General features: G+C 66.5%; 12 protein-coding genes. 11 read left to right on the top strand and 1 reads right to left on the bottom strand.

What is annotated here, in order from left to right:
* Positions 1-318: 318 nt before the first annotated feature.
* From AC1DDO_RS00440 to AC1DDO_RS00400, 9 genes are all read left to right on the top strand, one after another.
* Positions 319-5,694 (top strand): peroxidase family protein, encoded by a 5,376-nt coding sequence (locus AC1DDO_RS00440; protein WP_476866262.1) that lies wholly within the window; start codon positions 319-321, stop codon positions 5,692-5,694.
* Between the two features lie 118 nt (positions 5,695-5,812).
* On the top strand, positions 5,813-7,513 hold the full coding sequence (locus tag AC1DDO_RS00435; protein WP_476866261.1) for a multicopper oxidase family protein: 1,701 nt from the start codon (positions 5,813-5,815) through the stop codon (positions 7,511-7,513).
* Position 7,514: 1 nt separating this feature from the next.
* Positions 7,515-8,321, top strand: coding sequence for a hypothetical protein (locus AC1DDO_RS00430; protein ID WP_476971170.1), 807 nt, complete (start codon positions 7,515-7,517; stop codon positions 8,319-8,321).
* Between the two features lie 212 nt (positions 8,322-8,533).
* A complete protein-coding gene (locus AC1DDO_RS00425) occupies positions 8,534-9,850 on the top strand; it encodes an erythromycin esterase family protein (protein WP_476971169.1) in 1,317 nt (438 codons plus the stop codon).
* Positions 9,851-9,882: 32 nt separating this feature from the next.
* The gene (locus AC1DDO_RS00420; protein ID WP_476971168.1) at positions 9,883-10,752 is read left to right on the top strand and encodes a universal stress protein; all 870 of its coding nucleotides are present in this window, start codon (positions 9,883-9,885) and stop codon (positions 10,750-10,752) included.
* A 121-nt stretch (positions 10,753-10,873) separates the two neighbouring features.
* Positions 10,874-11,560: a hypothetical protein gene (locus tag AC1DDO_RS00415; protein ID WP_476971167.1), complete on the top strand. Its 687-nt coding sequence runs from the start codon at positions 10,874-10,876 to the stop codon at positions 11,558-11,560.
* Between the two features lie 287 nt (positions 11,561-11,847).
* On the top strand, positions 11,848-13,053 hold the full coding sequence (locus tag AC1DDO_RS00410) for an inorganic phosphate transporter (RefSeq protein WP_441408558.1): 1,206 nt from the start codon (positions 11,848-11,850) through the stop codon (positions 13,051-13,053).
* Entirely contained in the window at positions 13,050-13,271 is a 222-nt protein-coding gene (locus AC1DDO_RS00405) for a hypothetical protein (RefSeq protein ID WP_476971166.1), read from the top strand. Before AC1DDO_RS00410 ends, AC1DDO_RS00405 begins: the two co-directional genes overlap by 4 nt.
* Before the next feature lie 74 nt (positions 13,272-13,345).
* Entirely contained in the window at positions 13,346-13,894 is a 549-nt protein-coding gene (locus AC1DDO_RS00400) for a dihydrofolate reductase family protein (RefSeq protein WP_476971165.1), read from the top strand.
* A gap of 10 nt (positions 13,895-13,904) precedes the next feature.
* Here AC1DDO_RS00400 and AC1DDO_RS00395 read toward each other — a convergent pair whose 3' ends face one another.
* Positions 13,905-14,369: a hotdog fold thioesterase gene (locus AC1DDO_RS00395; RefSeq protein ID WP_441408561.1), complete on the bottom strand. Its 465-nt coding sequence runs from the start codon at positions 14,367-14,369 to the stop codon at positions 13,905-13,907.
* Between AC1DDO_RS00395 and polA the strand changes: the two genes are divergently transcribed.
* Both polA and AC1DDO_RS00385 read left to right on the top strand, forming a co-directional pair.
* The gene (polA, locus tag AC1DDO_RS00390) at positions 14,368-17,220 is read left to right on the top strand and encodes a DNA polymerase I (RefSeq protein WP_476866252.1); all 2,853 of its coding nucleotides are present in this window, start codon (positions 14,368-14,370) and stop codon (positions 17,218-17,220) included. The two genes, AC1DDO_RS00395 and polA, sit on opposite strands and share 2 nt — an antisense overlap.
* Positions 17,221-17,283: 63 nt before the next feature.
* Entirely contained in the window at positions 17,284-18,570 is a 1,287-nt protein-coding gene (locus tag AC1DDO_RS00385) for a GNAT family N-acetyltransferase (RefSeq protein WP_476971164.1), read from the top strand.
* Positions 18,571-18,597 lie beyond the last annotated feature (27 nt).

The following is an 18,597-nucleotide window of genomic DNA, read 5'->3' as shown; positions in this document are numbered from 1 at the left end:
TCCGCCCACAGACCCACCGCGCAGTAGTTCCCGCGTAGCTGCGCTGCCGCCGTCGCTGTCCGGGCGAGTACCCCAATACGCCAACACGCGTACTTAAGACCCCTGATCCCGGTGGCTGGCAGTCCCGAAAATCGCCGGACTGCGGTCCGGATCGCAAGTTACTCATCCGTTCCAGTTTTCCCCAAGGAATCACCCAGCACTCTTGCACCATCACTCACTCTAAGAGGCAGGTGTGCAATGAATTTGTTCGCATGCAGGAAGGTCGGCGGTCAAAGACGCTTTAGCCGACCAACCCGCGCAGTCGCAGCAGGGACAGCAATGACCTTGCTCAGTTTCATCGGACTCACCACAACGGCGCTTGGCGCCAGTGCCGCGCCGGCACCCGTCGGCGCAGGCTTCACGGTCACCCCATCCGACCTGGCCTTCATCCTCAAGCAGATCAAGATAGCCGAGGCGCACGTCGCCAATACGACGTCGGCCACCGGCCCGTGTGGGGCCCTGGTCGGACCCGGCCCCAACCAGATTCCCGACGCCCTCACCTCGTACGGCCTCCGCACAGTTGACGGCTCCTGCAACAACCTGATCAAGGGCCGCGAAACATTCGGGGCCGCCGATCAGGTTTTCCCGCGTCACACGACGCCGCAGTTCAACGCCGCGGATGCTGCTCCGGCAGCATTTGGTGGAGGCTCCACCTCCTACGCACAAAAGTCGGGCAACGTGTTCGACGCCCAGCCACGTGAAATCAGCAACCTGATCGTGGATCAGACGGCCACTAATCCCGCCGCCATCGCCGCTGCAGGGTTCCCGGTCCGGACCCAGGGCAATCCGGGGCTCGTCCCCTGCACCACCGATCCTGACCCCTTGGCGACTCCGCCGGTCGAGGCTGTGCCGGCCGGCTGCGTCCCCACCGGAAAGACGCTGTTCATCCCCAACGTCACCACCGACGTCGGCCTCTCCCCACCGTACAACTCGCTGTTCACCCTGTTCGGGCAGTTCTTCGACCACGGCGTTGACCAGACGGTCAAGGGCGGCGGAACAGTGTTCGTTCCGCTCAAGGCCGACGACCCGCTGATCACTGTGGGCCCCGACGGCAAGCCCAACACGGGCGACGAAGTGGCACCCAACAGCCCCAACGCCTTCATGGTGCTCACCCGCGGCCAGAACCAGCCGGGCCCGGACAACATCCTCGGGACTGCCGATGACGTTCAGGAAGCTACCAACACGGACTCGCCCTACGTTGACCAGTCCCAGACCTACACGTCCCACCCCTCCCACCAGGTGTTCCTGCGGGAGTACATCAACAACACCGACGGCAAGCCGGTTTCAACCGGCAAGCTCCTCGGCGGCGTCGCCGGCCCCACCGCCGGAGGCATGGCCACGTGGGCTGACGTGAAGTCCCAGGCCGCGATCTTCCTGGGCCTCAAGCTCCAGGACAAGGACGTCACCAACATCCCGATGATCGCCGCGGACCCTTACGGCAAGTTCATCCCCGGACCCGCCCGCGGCCTGCCGCAGTACGTCACCCTGACCGGCTTGGTCGAGGGCGACACGGCAAACCCCGTTCCGGTGCCGGCGAATGTCCGCTACTTCGACACCCCGTTCCTGACCGACATCGCGCACAACGCCGATCCCTCGCCGCAGGACACGGACCACAACCCTGCCACGCCGCCCGTCGCGCCCGTCCCGGACGCCGACACCACGGCCTCGGCAGACTTTGCGAACCAGCCGGCCGGGACCTACGACGACGAGATGCTGAACGCGCACTTCTGTGCCGGTGATGGTCGCGTCAACGAGAACATCGGCCTGACCACCATTCACCAGATTTTCCACTCCGAGCACGACCGCCTCGTGGCGGATATCGAGAACACCCTCACCAATGACACGTCGACCAAGGGCGTCGCCGCGCTGGCCGAGTGGAAGCTGGCCGCGGGTGCCAACGGCTGGAACGGTGAGCGTTTGTTCCAGGCGGCCCGGTTCGTCACGGAAATGGAATACCAGCACCTCGTGTTCGAGGAGTTCGCCCGCAAGATCCAGCCGGCGGTCCAGCCCTTCCACGTCTACCACTCGGATATCAACGCCGCGGTGCGGGCCGAATTCGCCCACGCGGTCTACCGGTTCGGCCACTCCATGCTGACCGAGACGATTTCCCGGACCAACGCGGACGGCAGTGACAACTCGATCTCCCTGCTGAACGGCTTCCTGAACCCGCCCGAGTACACCAACGGCGGATCGGCGGGGCCCCTGACCTCGGAAGAGGCCGCCGGCAGCCTGGTCATGGGCATGAGCGACCAGGTCGGCAACGAACTGGACGAATTCGTGACGGGAACCCTGCGCAACAACCTGCTGGGTCTTCCCCTGGACCTGCCAACGATCAACATGACCCGTGCACGCTCCGAAGGCGTACCGCCGCTCAATGAGCTGCGGCGCCAGATCAACGGCGCCACGGGTGACGCGCAGCTGGCACCGTACACGAGCTGGGCAGACTTCGGGCAGAACCTGAAGCACCCGGAATCGCTGATCAACTTTGTAGCTGCCTACGGCACCTACCCGACCATCATCAGCGAAACCACGCTGGCGGGCAAGCGGGCAGCGGCCAAGGCAATCGTTGATCCGGGCACCCTTGCGACCCCTCCCACGGCTGACATGACGGACTTCATGAACAGTGCCGGACCGTGGGCGACACAGGAGACCGGCCTGAACAAGGTCGACCTCTGGGTCGGCGGCTTGGCGGAGAAGACCAACCTCTTCGGCGGCCTCCTGGGCAGCACGTTCAACTACGTGTTCGAGAACCAGCTGACCGACCTGCAGAACGGCGACCGCCTGTACTACCTGGCGCGTACTCCGGGCATGAACCTGCGCTCACAGCTGGAGAGCAACTCCTTTGCCGAGATGATCATGCGCAACACCAACGCGCACTCGCTCAAGGCGGACGCCTTCGGCACTGCCGACTGCAAGTTCGAGCTCGGCAACCTGGCCGGCACCCCGGCAGGCTACGCCGCATCCGGGGCCACGGTCGTGGACGACCCCAAGTCCGAATGCCGCGAGGATCTGCTGCTCCTGCGCAAGCCTGACGGCACCATCCAGTACAAGGAGAAGAACGTAGTCGATCCCAGCGGCATCAACGGCCAGTCCGTGTACAACGGCACGGCCAATGCTGACCGCGTCACCGGCGGCAACGACAACGACACGTTCCTCGGCAACGAGGGCAACGACGTCATTGAAGGCAACGGCGGCGACGACATCGCCCTCGGCGGTGACGGCAACGACAGGATCACCGATTCATCCGGAGCCGACGTCCTCAAGGGCGGCCCGGGCAACGATTACCTCAACTCCGGTATCGGCGATGACATCCTGATGGGCGGTGACGGCCAGGACTTCACTAATGGTGGCGCAAACGACAACGAAACCTTCGCGGGTCCCGGCAACGACTTCGTGCAGGCAGGTGACGGTGCCGATGCGGTCTTCGGCGACGGCGGTGACGACTGGATCCAGGGTGGTTCCGGCCAGGACCTGCTGATCGGCGACCACGGCGCCCCGTTCTTCGACGACCCGGCCCAGACGAAGCCCGGCAACGATATCTTCGTCGGTCAGGTGGGCGAGAACGACTACGACGCCGAAGGTGGCGACGACATCATGACCAGCAATGCCGCCATCGACCGGTTCGCCGGTGCGGCCGGGTTCGACTGGGCCACGCACCAGTACGACACTGTGGCAGCCGATGATGACATGAAGATCAACAACAACCTCATTGGCCTTCCGCTGCCTGTCGTTGTCAACCGCGACCGCTGGCAGGAAGTAGAAGCCAACTCCGGTTCCAAGTTCGACGACGTCATCCGTGGCGACGACGCAGTGCCCAGCACCGTAGGTGGTGCAGGCTTCAGTGGCTGCGACGTCCTCGACCAGACGGGCATCAACCGGATCGCCGGCCTGCAGGCCATCCTGCCGGCACCGACCACCCCGCTCGCACCCGTCGAAGCACTCTCACCGATGGGCGTCTGCCCCCTGACCGGTCCGGTCTGGGGCGACGGCAACATCCTCATCGGCGGCCTCGGCAGCGACAAGATCGAGGGCCGCGGCGGCAACGACGTCATCGACGGCGACCGGTACCTGAAGATCCGCATCAGTGTGCGGGACGACGCAGGTGTGGAGATCGGCACCACCGACCTCATGGAGCACCAGTACCAGACCGGCAACCCGCTGACCCTGGCGGCTGCAGTAGCGGCCGGCGTCGTCAACCCCGGGAACCTGGTGGCTGTCCGCGAAATCGTGACCCCCACCGCCCTCGAAACTGCGGGCAACCGGGACGTCGCGATCTTCTCCGGCCCGCGGGCCAACTACACCGTCACCACCACCGGTGGCGACGGCACGATCGGCTCGGCAGGCTCCACCACCACGGTGGTGGACAACGTAGGCATCGACGGGACGGACACGATCCGCAACATCGAGTTCCTGCAGTTCTCCGACACCGTTCTGCCTAACGCCCCGGTCATCGGCACGGCAACCGCCGGCGCCGGGCAGGCCACGGTGCGCTGGACGGCTCCGACGGTCGGCGTCGCCGACACCTTCTCCGTGAAGGTGCTCGACGTGACCACCAACCCGGCCGGCGTCCAGGTCGGCGCCCTGCGCTCCGCCCCGGCAGGCGCCACCAGCCTGGTAGTGACCGGCCTGGCGAACGGATCCCAGTACAGGTTCCAGGTGCTGGCCAGCAACGCCCTCGGTGACAGCCCGTTCTCGGCACTCTCCAACACGGTGAGCCCGACGACGGCGACCGCACCGGGAGCACCGACCATCGGGACGGCCACGGCCGGGAACGCTTCGGCAACCCTGACCTGGACGGCACCGGCCAACAACGGCGGATCCCCCATCACGGGCTACACAGTGAGGGCCTTCGCCGGAACTGTCCTGGCCCGCACCCAGGCGGTCACCGGCAATGTCGGAACCGTCGTCGTCACGGGCCTCACCAACGGGACGGCGTACACGTTCGACGTGGCCGCCATCAACGCAGTGGGCACGAGCGGGTTCTCGGGCCGCACGGCAGCGGTGACACCACGGACCGAGTTCGTGGCTCCCACCGTGACTGCGCGTGCTCCCGCAGTGGGCGCCGTGTCTGTCAGCCAGGGCACGAACGTGACGGCAACGCTGAGCGAAGCGGTCACGGGGGTGACGGGTACCAACTTCCAGCTCCGGCTGGGCACCGCGTTGGTTCCCGCCGTCGTCAGCTACAACCCGCTGACGCGGGTGGCGACACTCAACCCCACGCCGACACTGACGGCGGACCGCGTGTACACGGCGACCCTCTCGGGGGTCCGTGACCTCGCGGGCAACACGATGGTGACGAGCACGTGGTCGTTCACCACAGGCCCCAACCCGACCATCACCGCCACGACTCCCGTCGCGGGAGCCACCGGGGTGCTGCGCAACAGCAACGTGACGGCCACGTTCAGCGAGGCCATCACCGGCTTCGCGGTTGCCGGCAAGGTCCGGATTGAGCGGGTCTCCACCGGAGCCCAGGTCCCCTCGGCGGTCACGTTCAACACCACCACAAGGGTGCTGACGATCAACCCCGGAGCCAGCCTCCTCGCGAACACCCAGTACCGGGTCACCGTCACCGGTGGCACCACTGGAGTCCGCGACCTGGCGGGTAACCCGCTGACATCCGTTGTCTGGACGTTCACCACGGGCGCGGGACTGTAACAAGCAGCAAGAGATCGCCGGCTGGCGGGCCCGCAACGGCCCGTCAGCCGGCTTCCTCAATTCCTCGAAAATCACTTTTCGACACTGCATTCAGCACTATTGCCCACTTGGAGGGGCCATGACTACACGACGTGAAATCTTCAAACTGGGCGCCGTCGGCGCCCTCGGACTGGCCGGATTCAAAGGCGGCGACGACGGCGTTCCCACCACTGGGCCGAGCACACCGCTCATTACCGCCAGCCAGCTTGCACCTGCGAACATGCCTGTTCCCTATGCGGGCGTCTTTCGCCGGCCGCCGGAGCTCGTCCCCTTTCAGACAGGCTTCGACGGCGGCGACCCGGCCCGCCCGTTCGCCCGGTACGCCCTCACCCAGAAACTCGGACAGGCCCAGTTCGTTCCCGGCCTGAATACCACCGTTGCGGGCTACAACGGCATCTTCCCCGGCCCGACCATCCGGGCCAACCAGGGCACCCGGATTGAGGTGCGGATCCGCAACGACCTGCCCGCCGCCGGGCTCGTGCAGCCCGCCCGCTTTGACACAGTCACCCATCTGCACGGCTCCGCGTCGCTGCCACAATACGACGGCTACGCCAACGACATCACCATCCCCGGGAACTTCAAGAACTACCACTACCCCAACTTTCAGGCGGCCCGGACGCTCTGGTACCACGACCACAAGCACCACATCACCGCACAAAACGTCTATTCAGGGCTCGCGGCCTTCTACCCGCTGTCTGACAAGCACGAGCGTGCGCAGTTGCCGCAAGGCGAGTTCGATGTGCCCTTGATGATCTCGGACGCCATGTTCAAGGCCGACGGCTCGCTCGCCTATAACGACAACGACGTGAAAGGCCTGTGGGGTGACATCATCATGGTCAACGGCGTGCCGTGGCCCACCATGAAGGTCAAGCCCCGGATCTACCGCTTCCGGGTGCTCGATGCGTCCATCTCACGCTCCTACCGGCCCACGCTCTCAACGGGGGACCCCGTCTATATAGTTGGAACCGACGCCGGCATGACGCCCAAAGTGCAGGCCGTGAAATCCTGGCGGCAGGGCACGGCGGAACGCTACGAGGTGCTGATCGACTTCCGCAAATACCGGACCGGGCAGCTGATCGAGCTGCGCAACCTCAGCAACAAGAACAACATCGATTTCGCCAACACCAACAAGATCATGCGCTTCCAGGTGGTGGCCGACTCCGGATCCGGGGCAGGCTCCATTTCGAGCATTCCGGTCACGCTGGAGGACGGCGGCTCCGTCAACGCGCCCAGCGGCGGCATCCCCACCATGAGCCTGACACCTGCGATGGCCAAGGCGAAACGAGAGCTGAGATTCTTCCGCGATCACGGACAATGGACCGTCAACGGTGTCACCTGGGCAGATGTGGAGAAGTCCGGGTTCACCAAGCTGTTCGGCAACCCCCAGCCATTCGACGTCGAGCAGTGGACCATCGTCAACGCCTCCGGCGGCTGGTTCCATCCTGTGCACATCCACCTCATTGACGCCAAGATCATCGCCCGGAACACCAACGGCGGCAAGCCGTTCGCTTGGGAACAGGGCCCCAAGGACGTCTTCTACGCCGGCGAGAACGAGTCCATTACGGCGCTCATGCAATTCGACACGGGTTTCGGCGGAGGCGGCCGCTACATGATCCACTGCCACAACCTGGTCCACGAGGACCACGACATGATGGTGCAGTTCTCCGTGGGCGATCTGCGGACCAACGACCCCATCACCACGGATCCGCCGGTCCTGGACCCCGAAGCGCCCGACGCGTTCCCGCCGGTCTACCGGCCTGGATTCCCGGCGGGGACCTGACGTGCGCCGCCTGGGACAACTGGGCGCGGCGGCCCTGCTGGTGCTGGCGCTGAGCGCCTGCACCGGCGGAACGCCGTCACCGGCACCTGCCTCGCCGACAGCCGGGGCTGCGGCGAGCGCCGCGCCCGTCTCGCTGGAAACCGGGACAGACGTCGGCAACGGCCGTCCGACCGTGAGCAATGACGGGCTGATGGTGCGGCGCCGCGCGGTCATCGCCGTCCACCCCACCGAGGGAGCACAGCCGGGCGCACCCCGCGCACGGCTCGAGCAGACGGCGGCCACCAGCGGCATCGTCCTGTCCGACATCCCACCGGACGTCCTCGAGCCGGCGATCCTCGAGCATGTGGCACCGGAGCTGATCGTGATGCTTCCGGCCGGAAGTACCGCTGAGGACGCGGAGAAGCTGGCTGAACTCGCCTTCGGCGCTGAGGGCACGTACCCCGGTGTGGAGCACGTCCACGTTTCCTCGGTCCTGGTCCACGATCTCCAGTTCACCGTCGCCGCCGCCGATCCGGCAGCCGTGGCCGGTTCCATCGCCGAGGAAGGCATCCTCTCGGATGCGCTCGGCAACTACGGCACGGTCCTGGAGAAGGGAGCCCTGACGGTCAGCTACACGGGGCCACTGCTCAGCGACGCGCTGGTGGAATCCGTGCGCAACGGCATGGCCCGCGCCGCCGGCGTCGAGTCCGCGGCCGTAAAGCTGGCTCCCCGTTCGGCCACGGGCGAGGGAGTGGACATGTCCCTCGAGCCGGAACCGGCACCGGAGCCTGAGGCGACGGCGGATGACAGCGGGACCCACTCGCACTAAGGAAACCGGTACCAAGGAGACCGGCACTGACTGCACCAGTGGCCGGCCGGAGCAAGGGGAACGCTACCGGCCGGCCACGCGTGTGTCCGGGTACATCCGGAGGTGACTTTTGGCCCTTGGCGCCCGGCAGGCCCGGGCGGAAGCTGCAGTGGTCCACACATATTAAAGGCCCACGGGAGCGCCATGAAGCACCACCACATCGGGGATCCGCAATGAACCCCGACGCCGTTACCCGGACCTCCGTGCTGAAACAGATCCACGATCTCGCCCGGCCGCTGAAAACCCATCGAGACCTCAGCGGGATCGTGCGGAGCGCCGCCGACTGCCGTTTTGTCGCCGTCGGCGAAGCGTCCCACGGGACCCACGAGTTCTACACCTGGCGCGACACCCTCAGCCGGCGGCTCATCCAGGAGGAGGGCTACAACTGGATCGGAGTCGAAGGGGACTGGCCCGACTGCTGGCGCATCAACCAGTGGGTCCGCGGCCTGGCGGGGAAGGACCAGGGAGTCCATGCGCTGCTGGCCGGCTTCGAACGCTGGCCGACCTGGATGTGGGCCAACGAGGAAGTCGCGGCGTTCCTGGACTGGCTGCGCGGCTGGAACGCAGGCCGGCCCCAGGACAAGAGGGTCGGCTTCTACGGACTGGACGTCTACTCGCTCTGGGATTCATTGCGCGAGATCATCGGCTGGCTGGAGGGCAACGTTCCCGATGCGGTGCCGGCGGCCAAGCGCGCCTGGCAGTGCTTCCTGCCCCATCACGAGGACCCGCACGAGTACGCGTGGAACACGCGGCTGGTGCCGCAGTCCTGCGAGCCCGACGTCGTGGCCCTCCTGACTGAGGTCAGGGCCCGGGCCTCCAGCCCGGGACCGCACGATGAGGACGCCTTCGACGCCGTCCAGAACGCTGAGGTCGCGGCGAACGCTGAGCATTACTACCGCGTCATGGTCCGCGGCGACCGGCAGTCCTGGAATGTCCGGGACCATCACATGGCGGACACCATCGACAGGGTCAGCCGGCACCTGGGGCCGGCGTCCAAAGGGCTGGTCTGGGAGCACAACACGCATATCGGGGACGCCCGCGGCACAGACATGGCGCAGGACGGCCTGGTGAATGTCGGTCAGCTGCTGCGCGACCGCCATGCGGGCGAGGGGGTGCTGCTTGTCGGGTTCGCAGCCCACCACGGTTCCGTGACCGCCGCCGACGGGTGGGGCCGCCCCGAACGTATCGTCACGGTGCCCGAGGCGCGTCCGGGCAGCCACGAAGACTTCCTGCACCAGGCCCTCGGGGCGCCGGCCGTCCTGGAGTTCGGCGACGACAGGACCGGCCCCTGGTTGTCCACGCGGCTCGGGCACCGGGCGATCGGCGTCGTATACCACCCCGAAAGGGAGGCCGGAAACTACGTTCCGACCCGGATGGGGGAGCGATACGACGCCCTCATCTGGCTCGAAAACACGGCTGCCCTGCGGCCGGTGCACCATGAGGGGCCGCCCCGGGAACCGGAGTTCGAGACGGAGCCCACGGGATTCTAGCCCGGCTCGGATTCAACGAAGGCGGAACCATAATGGGCAAGCCAATCGTCGTCGGGATCAACGGGTCCGCGGGCAGCGAGGCCGCACTGACCTGGGCCCTTGGACGGGCGGCCCGGGACAAAGCTCCCGTCCTGATCGTCCATGCAGTGGACGACCGCTGGATGTCCCCGGAGTTCCAGTACCACGAGATCATCCGCGAATCAGGGATGGACCTGCTGCAGAAAGCGCAGGCGAGCGCCCGCAGGCAGGCCCCGGACGTCGACGTGGACATTGACCTACGTCATGGCAGCGGAGGCTCGGTGCTGCGGGACGCGTCCACCCAGGCAGCCCTCGTGGTGGTCGGCGCGCATGGCAAACGCTGGCCGAACGCCGGGCCCCTGACCGACCGCGCCCTGCAGGTTGTCGCCGCCTCCGAGTGCCCCGTAGCTGTCATCCCGGCGAACCTCGCAACGGCGGATCGGGGCGTCGTAGTCGGTGTGGCCGGCTCCGAGGAATCGCTGCAGGCTGTCGCGTTCGCGGCCGCGGAGGCAGACCTGGGCGGGGACGAGCTCACCGTGGTCCTCGTATTCAAGAGCACGGCGCGGTGGGTGGAGATACAGTCGCCGTCCAGCGACCTCGCCGAGAGAATGGTCGAGGAGAACCGGATCGTGCTCGCCGAGTCGGCGGCCGGACTCGGCGGGCAGTACCCGGACCTGACAGTTCATCAGCGCCTGGAAACCAACATCGAACCCGCCAAGGCCCTGGTCAATATCGCCGACGGTGCCAGGCTGCTGGTGATTGGAAGCCGTGGACGCAGCGGATTCTCCCGGACTGTGCTCGGCTCCACGGCGCACGCCGTACTGCTGGGCGTGCCGTGTCCCACGCTCGTCACCCATGTGCACAGGGTCAGGCACGGAGACTGATGCGGCTCGGAAGCGTGGTTCCCGCCGGTGCCGGGACTGGGTCTGGGCCGGCCACGGGCCGCCGGAAAACCCCTGACGGGAGGGGCTTTCCGCGGCCGCCATCGGATGGGAGGATGATGCAGTGGACCCCTTCTTCAATTTCGTCACTCACTTTTGGTGGCTCGTCTTTCCGATGAGCGGACTGATCGGCGGGTGGGCGCGGACCTGGTCCAAAGCCGCTGAACGCCGGCACCGCCGTCGGGTGGAGCTCTACACGCTCAAGAACCAGGCCGCGCAGGCCGAGCAGGCCAGCCAAACCGAGGTGCTGGGCCTCATGAAGGCCCACGACACCGTCAACAAACGCTGGCTGGACTACGAACTCGATATCGGAAAGCTGATCGACTATCCGGTCATGACCGACGTCCGGGAACCCCTCACAGTGGCGTTCCTGCGAGCAAAGCGTGAAGCCGACGGCTTGCGGCCGGCCGCCCCCGGGGATGTCAGGACGGCCGCACGGCTCGCGGAATACAGGGCGGCCGTGACCGGCTTTGAACTCGCCTTCGACGTCGCCGAACGCGAAGCGAAGCGGATCAGGGACAGCAAGTTCACCGGGCCGGAACGGCAGCGCCTGGAGACGGCCCGGAAGCTCCTGAGGATCGCGTCGGACGCCGCGGCAACCCCCGCCGAGCGCCAGACGGCCTACCGGCGCGCCCGCCGGGAACTGGACGGGCTCATCGTGCTGCCGGAGGCCACCCTCGCGGCGCTCGAGGACAAGATCGCTTCCATGCTCGACGCCGGCCCGGCGCCGGAGGCCCGCCGGACCGGTTAGGTCGGACAGCATAAACCGGACAGTTTAGGGAGGCGCCGCGGGCTGCGCGGGGCGCCCCGTTTCGCTGTGACAAGCATCGCACCGCCACCATGAATGCCACGTACAGCACCGGGGCGGAATTTAGGGTCTTCTGGCATGTTTTGCCCTGCCGTTTTTCCCACGTACCATCGATAAGGTTTCAAAGCTGCTTTAGTGGCCCGGCGAGTTCATCCAGACATGAACCCCGTGGCCATGCAGCAACGGGGATGTGGAACTGCCGACCGTGAACACTTCAGATTGGGCAACAGGTGGAAATCACCGTAATGGTGGCGCTAGTGATATCGCTGGCGCTGTTCTTCGACTTCACCAATGGATTTCATGACACCGCGAACGCCATGGCTACCCCCATCGCGACCGGCGCCATCAAACCGAAAACAGCAGTTGCCCTCGCGGCGGTGCTGAACCTCGTGGGAGCGTTCCTCTCCACGGAAGTCGCCAAGACCGTCTCGGGCGGCATCATCAAGGAAGGCTCGGGCGGGGTCCAGATCACCCCGGACATCATCTTCGCCGGGCTGATGGGCGCCATCCTCTGGAACATGATCACTTGGCTCAAGGGCCTGCCGTCCAGTTCCTCCCACGCCCTCTTCGGCGGCCTGATTGGGGCCGCGATTGCAGGTATCGGCATCCACGCGATCAACTTCGAGTCAATCCTCCAAAAGATCATTCTTCCCGCGGTGTTCGCCCCGATCATCGCGGGCGGCGTAGCCTACTTGTGCACGCGGCTGGCGTACGCCTTGACCGCCCGCCATGACCCCGAAACCGGGGACAAGCTCACGCAGAAGCGCGGCGGATTCCGGACCGGTCAAGTCTTCACGTCCAGCCTCGTGGCGTTGGCCCACGGCACCAACGACGCCCAGAAGACGATGGGCATCATCACCCTGGTCCTGATCTCCGCCGGCCTCCAGCCTGCCGGCTCCGGTCCCGAGTGGTGGGTTATCACCGCCTGTGCCTTCGCCATCGCGATCGGCACGTATTCCGGCGGGTGGCGGATCATCCGCACCATGGGCTCGGGACTCACCGAAGTGAAGCCCGCCCAAGGCTTTGCCGCCGAGACCAGCACCGCCACAGCCATCCTGGCCTCGTCGCACCTCGGCTTCGCCCTGTCCACCACGCAGGTGGCCTCCGGCTCGGTCGTGGGCTCGGGCATGGGACGCCGCGGCACTACGGTGCGGTGGGGAACCGCCGGCCGGATTGCGATCGGCTGGCTGTTCACGCTGCCGGCCGCTGGAATCATGGGCGCGCTGACGGCTCTGCTCGTGCAGACCGGGGTCGTAGGCGTGATCATCGCGGCGACTGCCGGCACCGCCGCAGTGGCCTATATGTTTGTGCGCTCACGGAAGTCGCCTGTGGGCAGCAACAACGCCGTCGAGATCGAGGAAGTCGGCCAGGCCGTGCAGTTCCGCAAGAAAAAGTCCGCCACCAAGTCGATCAAGAACGGCGGTGCCCAGCGATGAAATGGCTGGAACTGTTCAGCGTGGCGAGTGCCACGCTTGTGTCCGCTGTAACCGTAGTAGTTCTCTACTCCCTCGGCGTCCGGCTCACGGCCATCGCGGGGGACACCCGGACCACCCCGGCGGCCTGGACCCGACCGCTCGCTTACACGTGCTTCGCTTTGTGCGGCGCCGCCATTCTCTTCGGGCTCTACCTGATCATTCCTTACTTCCACAAATAGGACGTCCCTGCGGCCGTGCAGCCGCTGCGTCACGGGGATGGGACACCTGCCACCGCAGTGGCTAGGCTGGGGCCATGGCGAGCTTCCAGTACTTCGTGGCATCCTCACTCGACGGGTTCATCGCCACTGTCGGGGACAACCTGGACTGGCTGCTCCAGTTCGACGGATTTGACGGTGGACAGGACAGCTACGACGCGTTCATGGCCGACGTCGGCTCCATCGCCATGGGCGGCGGGACCTACGCCGGGCTGCGGGAACACGAACCAGCCACGTGGCCCTATCCGGACACGCCCTGCTGGGTTTTCACCCACCACGAACACTCCGCCCCAAAGGGCGCCAACGTATCGTTCGCCCGCGGAGACGTCCGCGAGTTCGCGGACGACCTCAAGGACCAGGCCGGCGGCCGAAACGTCTGGGTAGTCGGCGGGGGCGACCTCGCCGCGCAGTTCGCCGACGCCGGGCTGCTGGATGAACTGATTGTCTCGGTCATTCCGGTGGTGCTGGGCAGCGGCAAGCCGTTGCTGCCCATGACAGGTCCGACGCCGCCGCTTGAGTTGAGCTCATCGCGCACCCTGGGGCGGGGCATCGTGGAGTTGCGCTACCGGTTCCCGGGCCGGACCTAGCCGGGCTCGCCTAGCGCTCTGTGTCGCGGATCAGGTTCGTGATCCGGGCGGTGGAGAGCCGGCGGCCGCTCTCATCGGTCATGACGATCTCATGCGTGGTGAGGGTCCGGCCCAGGTGGATTGCCGTGCAGGTGCCTGTGACGGTGCCCTCGGAGATCGCCCGGTGGTGCGTCGCCCCGACCTCGATGCCCAGTGCCTGCCGGTTCGGGCCGGCGTGCATGCCCGCCGCGAAAGAGCCCAGCGTCTCGGCCAGGACCACGTGTGCCCCGCCATGCAGGATCCCGGCCACCTGGGTGTTCCCCTCCACCGGCATTGTGGCCACGGTGCGCTCCGGACTCAGTTCAAGGAAGCGGATCCCCATCTTCACCACGAGGGCGCCGACGCCGTACTGGCCCAGCCAATCGTGCATTTCCTCGGGAACACCGGCCGCCGCGAGCTCGGCCGCGAAGGGGCCGGGCGTGAAATTGTCCATCATGGCAACTAGGCTGGCACCTGTGAGCGAAACTACCAAACCGGCCCCTGCCCCATCTGCAACAGACCTCCTCCCGGCAACTGAACCGGAATCAGTGCTTGCGGCCAAGCCCGCCCGAACATCCACCCGGGCCGCGGCGTCGGTTTCCGCCACCGAGGCTCCCGTGATTCCCATCACGGACCAGCCGCGACTTCTCGTGCTGGACGGACACTCCATGGCGTTCCGGGCGTTCTTCGCCCTGCCCGCGGACAAGTTCTCCACCGCCACGGGGCAGCACACCAACGCCGTCCACGGCTTCACATCCATGCTGATCAACCTGATCAAGGAACAAAAGCCCACCCACGTGGCCGTGGCATTCGACGTCTCCGACGACACCACCCACCGCAAGGCCGAGTACAGCGAGTACAAGGGCGGACGCAACGAGACCCCCCGCGAAATGAGCGGCCAGATCGACCTCATCGACAAGGTCATGGGCGCATGGGGCATCAAGACCATCAAGATGCCCGGCTGGGAAGCGGACGACATCCTGGCCACGCTCGCGGCCATGGGTGAAAAGGCGGGTTACGAGGTGCTGCTGGTATCGGGGGACCGAGATGCTTTCCAGCTCATCACGGACAACGTGTTCGTGCTCTACCCCAGGAAGGGCGTGAGCGACATTCCCAGGATGGACGCGGACGCCATCCAGGAGAAGTATTTCGTCAGCCCCGCCCAGTACTCGGATCTCGCCGCCCTGGTGGGAGAGACCGCGGACAACCTCCCGGGCGTTCCCGGCGTCGGCCCCAAGACGGCAGCCAAGTGGATCAACCTCTACGGCGGACTCGAGGGGGTCCTGGAGAACCTTGATGCGATCGGCGGAAAAGTAGGGGATTCCCTCCGCGAAAATGTTGAGGACGTCAAGCGCAACCGGCGGCTCAACAGGCTGCACACCGATCTGGACCTGCCGGTCACCCTGGACGAGCTCGCGGATCCGCGGCCGGACCAGGATGCCCTCGAGGAGCTGTTCGACGCCCTCGAATTCAAGACCATCCGCACCCGGCTCTTTGCCCTCTATGGCAGCGAAGTCACCGAATCGGAGCGGGAGAGCCTGGACACCCCGGACTTCGTCATTCCTGCGGACGCCGCCGAGCTGACCGCCTTCTTCGCGGCCGGCGCCGGGAAGCGCTCCGCTGTGGCGGTCGATCTGGTGCCCGGCCGGATCGGCGAGGACGCCGCCGCGGTGGCGATCGTCCGTGACGACGCCGCCGTCTACCTCGACCTGGCCAGCCAGGACGCCGCCGCCGAGAACGTCCTGGCAGCCTGGCTGCGTGACGCCCACGCGCCGAAGGTGCTGCACGGTTTCAAGGCCGCGCTGAAGGCACTCACCGCCCGGGGATTGGAACTGGAGGGCGTGGTGGATGACACCTCCATCTCCGGCTACCTCATCCAGCCCGACCGCCGCAGCTACGAGCTCGCCGAGCTGGCGCAGCATCACCTCAACATCTCCGTTTCCACCGAGGCCGCCAAGGCCGGCCAGCTTGAGCTGGCGTTCGACGGCGATGACGCCGAAGCGGCCGGCGCGCTGGTCCACGTGGCCGCAGTGGTCGGGGCCCTGAGCCGCTTCTTCGAAGCGGAACTGAAGGAACGCAAGGCCGAGGACCTGCTGAGCACCCTGGAGCTGCCAGTCAGCCGTGTCCTCGCCGACATGGAACTCGCTGGAATCGCGATCGACATGTCCCGCATGGACGAACAGCTGTCGGACCTCGCCAAGGTGATCGACAACGCCCAGGAGCTCGCCTTCGCCGCGATCGGCCACGAGGTCAACCTCGGTTCGCCGAAGCAGCTCCAGACCGTGCTGTTCGAGGAACTGGAGCTGCCGAAGACCAAGAAGATCAAGTCCGGCTACACCACCGACGCCGCGTCACTCAAGAACCTGCTGGAGAAGACCGGGCACGAATTCCTGGTCCAGCTGATGGCGCACCGCGAGTCCTCGAAGCTGCGCCAGATGCTCGAGTCGCTCAAGAAGTCCGTGACGGACGACGGGCGGATCCACACCACATACGCGCAGAACGTCGCAGCCACGGGCCGGATCTCCTCGAACAATCCCAACCTGCAGAACATCCCGATCCGCAGCGAGGAAGGCCGGCGCGTCCGCGGGATTTTTGTGGTCAGTGAAGGCTACGAGTGCCTGCTGTCCGCCGACTACTCGCAGATCGAAATGCGCATCATGGCCCACCTCTCGGGGGACGAGGGCCTGATCCAGGCGTACCGGGACGGCGAAGACCTGCACCGGTTCGTGGGCTCGAACATCTTCCACGTGCCCACCGACCAGGTGACCAGTGCCATGCGCTCCAAGGTCAAGGCGATGTCCTATGGCCTCGCGTACGGCCTGACCTCGTTCGGCCTGTCCAAGCAGCTGGAGATCTCCGTTGACGAGGCGCGGACGCTCATGAAGGACTACTTCGACCGCTTCGGCGCCGTCCGCGACTACCTGCGCGGCGTGGTGGACCAGGCCCGGGTCGACGGCTACACCGCGACCATCGAGGGCCGCCGCCGTTACCTCCCGGACCTCACCAGCACAGACCGCCAGCTGCGCGAGAACGCGGAGCGCATTGCGCTGAACTCGCCGATCCAGGGATCGGCGGCTGACATCATCAAGCGGGCCATGCTGGGCGTTCACGCCGAGCTGGCGGCCCAGGGCCTCAAATCGCGCATGCTCCTGCAGGTCCATGACGAACTGGTCCTCGAGGTAGCCAACGGCGAGCGTGAGGTCGTGGAGAAGCTCGTGACCGAGCAAATGGGCTCGGCTGCGGACCTCAGCGTTCCGCTGGACGTCCAGATCGGCGTCGGCACCAGCTGGTACGAGGCGGGGCACTAACTTTTATCGGTTCCGGCGCCGCCGGAACGTCAGGATTTTCAGGATTCTCAGGGGGAGAAGCACGTGGCAGATAAGTACGAACTCAGGCGGTTCCGCGCGGTCGAGAAGGACTCGGCGGACTATGCGCAGGGCACAGCGTGGCTGCGGGGAGTCGGGATCGGCTTCTATGAGGAACCGCGCAAAGACGACTTCGTGGACAAGATCATGGCCATGTACCTCATGGACAACCGGGAGATGACCGGCGTCTACCAGGCCGACGGCGTCGCCGCGCACTCCCTGGCGGCCGACGTCCCGGTGGCGACCTTCGCCACGCTGCGCAAGGACCTGAACGTCGGCTACGGCCGGCAGCTTCAAGCCCAGCTCGTCACGGCCGTCACGGTGCGCGGGACCCACCGCCGGCAGGGACTGCTGCGGCGGATGATGACCGAGGACCTCACGGCGGCCAAGGCCGACGGCGTCGCGCTGGCGGCCCTCACCGCCTCCGAGGCGTCCATCTACGGCCGGTTCGGCTACGGGGTGGCCACCTTCGAGCGCAGCGTCAAGGTCGACACCGGGCCGCGCTTCCGCCTGCGCCATGCGGCGGTCGGCTCGGTGGAGATCGCCGACCGCAAGGTCCTGCTGGACCTGGCACCCCAGGTCTTTGCGCGGGTCCAGGCTTCCATGCCCGGATCAATTTCGCGACAGGAAGCGTACCGGCTGCGGTCCTCGGGCACCCTGGGCCGCGACGGCAGCGAAGACGAGGCCATCCGCTGTGCCCTGCACTACGACGCGGCCGGCACCGTGGACGGGTACGTCTCGTACAAGTTCGCCGGGTGGGACGCCAAGCCGTACACCATGGAGATCCTGGACCTCGTGGCCGCGACCGACGCCGCCTACCTGGAGCTGTGGCAGTTCCTCGGCAGCATCGACCTCGTAGACCGGATTAGCTGGCAGGAAGCGCCGATGGACGACCCCCTGGCCTGGGCGCTGGAGGATCCCCGCTGCGTCGAGGCCTCAGACCACCGGGACATGCTGTGGCTGCGGATCCTGGAACCGGCCCGGGTGCTGGGTGCCCGGCGCTATTCGGCCGACGGCACCCTGGCCTTCGCCGTACGGGACAGTCTTGGCTTCGCGGCCGGCACCTTCGCCCTGACGGTGAGCGGGGGAGAGGCCACGGTGACGCCGGCTCCGGACGCCGAGCCGGACCTGTCGCTGGATGTCGCGGACCTGGGCTCCATCTATCTGGGCGCCGTCTGCCCGGTGACCTTGACGGCCGCCGGCCGGATCACTGAACACACCGCCGGGGCGGCGTTGACGGCACGGCTCATGTTCGCCGTCGAACGCTCACCGCACTGCCTCACGCACTTCTAGAGGTCCGGTCCCGGTCGCGGCGCGCAA

It is taken from the genome of Arthrobacter sp. 10N43 (assembly GCF_056394525.1).
This window is presented reverse-complemented; position numbering and strand designations above follow the sequence as displayed.

Bases quoted from the DNA above. Each gene is read 5' to 3' on its own strand.
- AC1DDO_RS00405 (WP_476971166.1), top strand. From the start codon at position 13,050: ATGAAATGGCTGGAACTGTTCAGCGTGGCGAGTGCCACGCTTGTGTCC.
- AC1DDO_RS00425 (WP_476971169.1), top strand. From the start codon at position 8,534: ATGAACCCCGACGCCGTTACCCGGACCTCCGTGCTGAAACAGATCCAC.
- AC1DDO_RS00420 (WP_476971168.1), top strand. From the start codon at position 9,883: ATGGGCAAGCCAATCGTCGTCGGGATCAACGGGTCCGCGGGCAGCGAG.
- polA (WP_476866252.1), top strand. From the start codon at position 14,368: ATGGCAACTAGGCTGGCACCTGTGAGCGAAACTACCAAACCGGCCCCT.
- AC1DDO_RS00400 (WP_476971165.1), top strand. From the start codon at position 13,346: ATGGCGAGCTTCCAGTACTTCGTGGCATCCTCACTCGACGGGTTCATC.
- AC1DDO_RS00435 (WP_476866261.1), top strand. From the start codon at position 5,813: ATGACTACACGACGTGAAATCTTCAAACTGGGCGCCGTCGGCGCCCTC.
- AC1DDO_RS00440 (WP_476866262.1), top strand. From the start codon at position 319: ATGACCTTGCTCAGTTTCATCGGACTCACCACAACGGCGCTTGGCGCC.
- AC1DDO_RS00395 (WP_441408561.1), bottom strand. From the start codon at position 14,369: ATGATGGACAATTTCACGCCCGGCCCCTTCGCGGCCGAGCTCGCGGCG.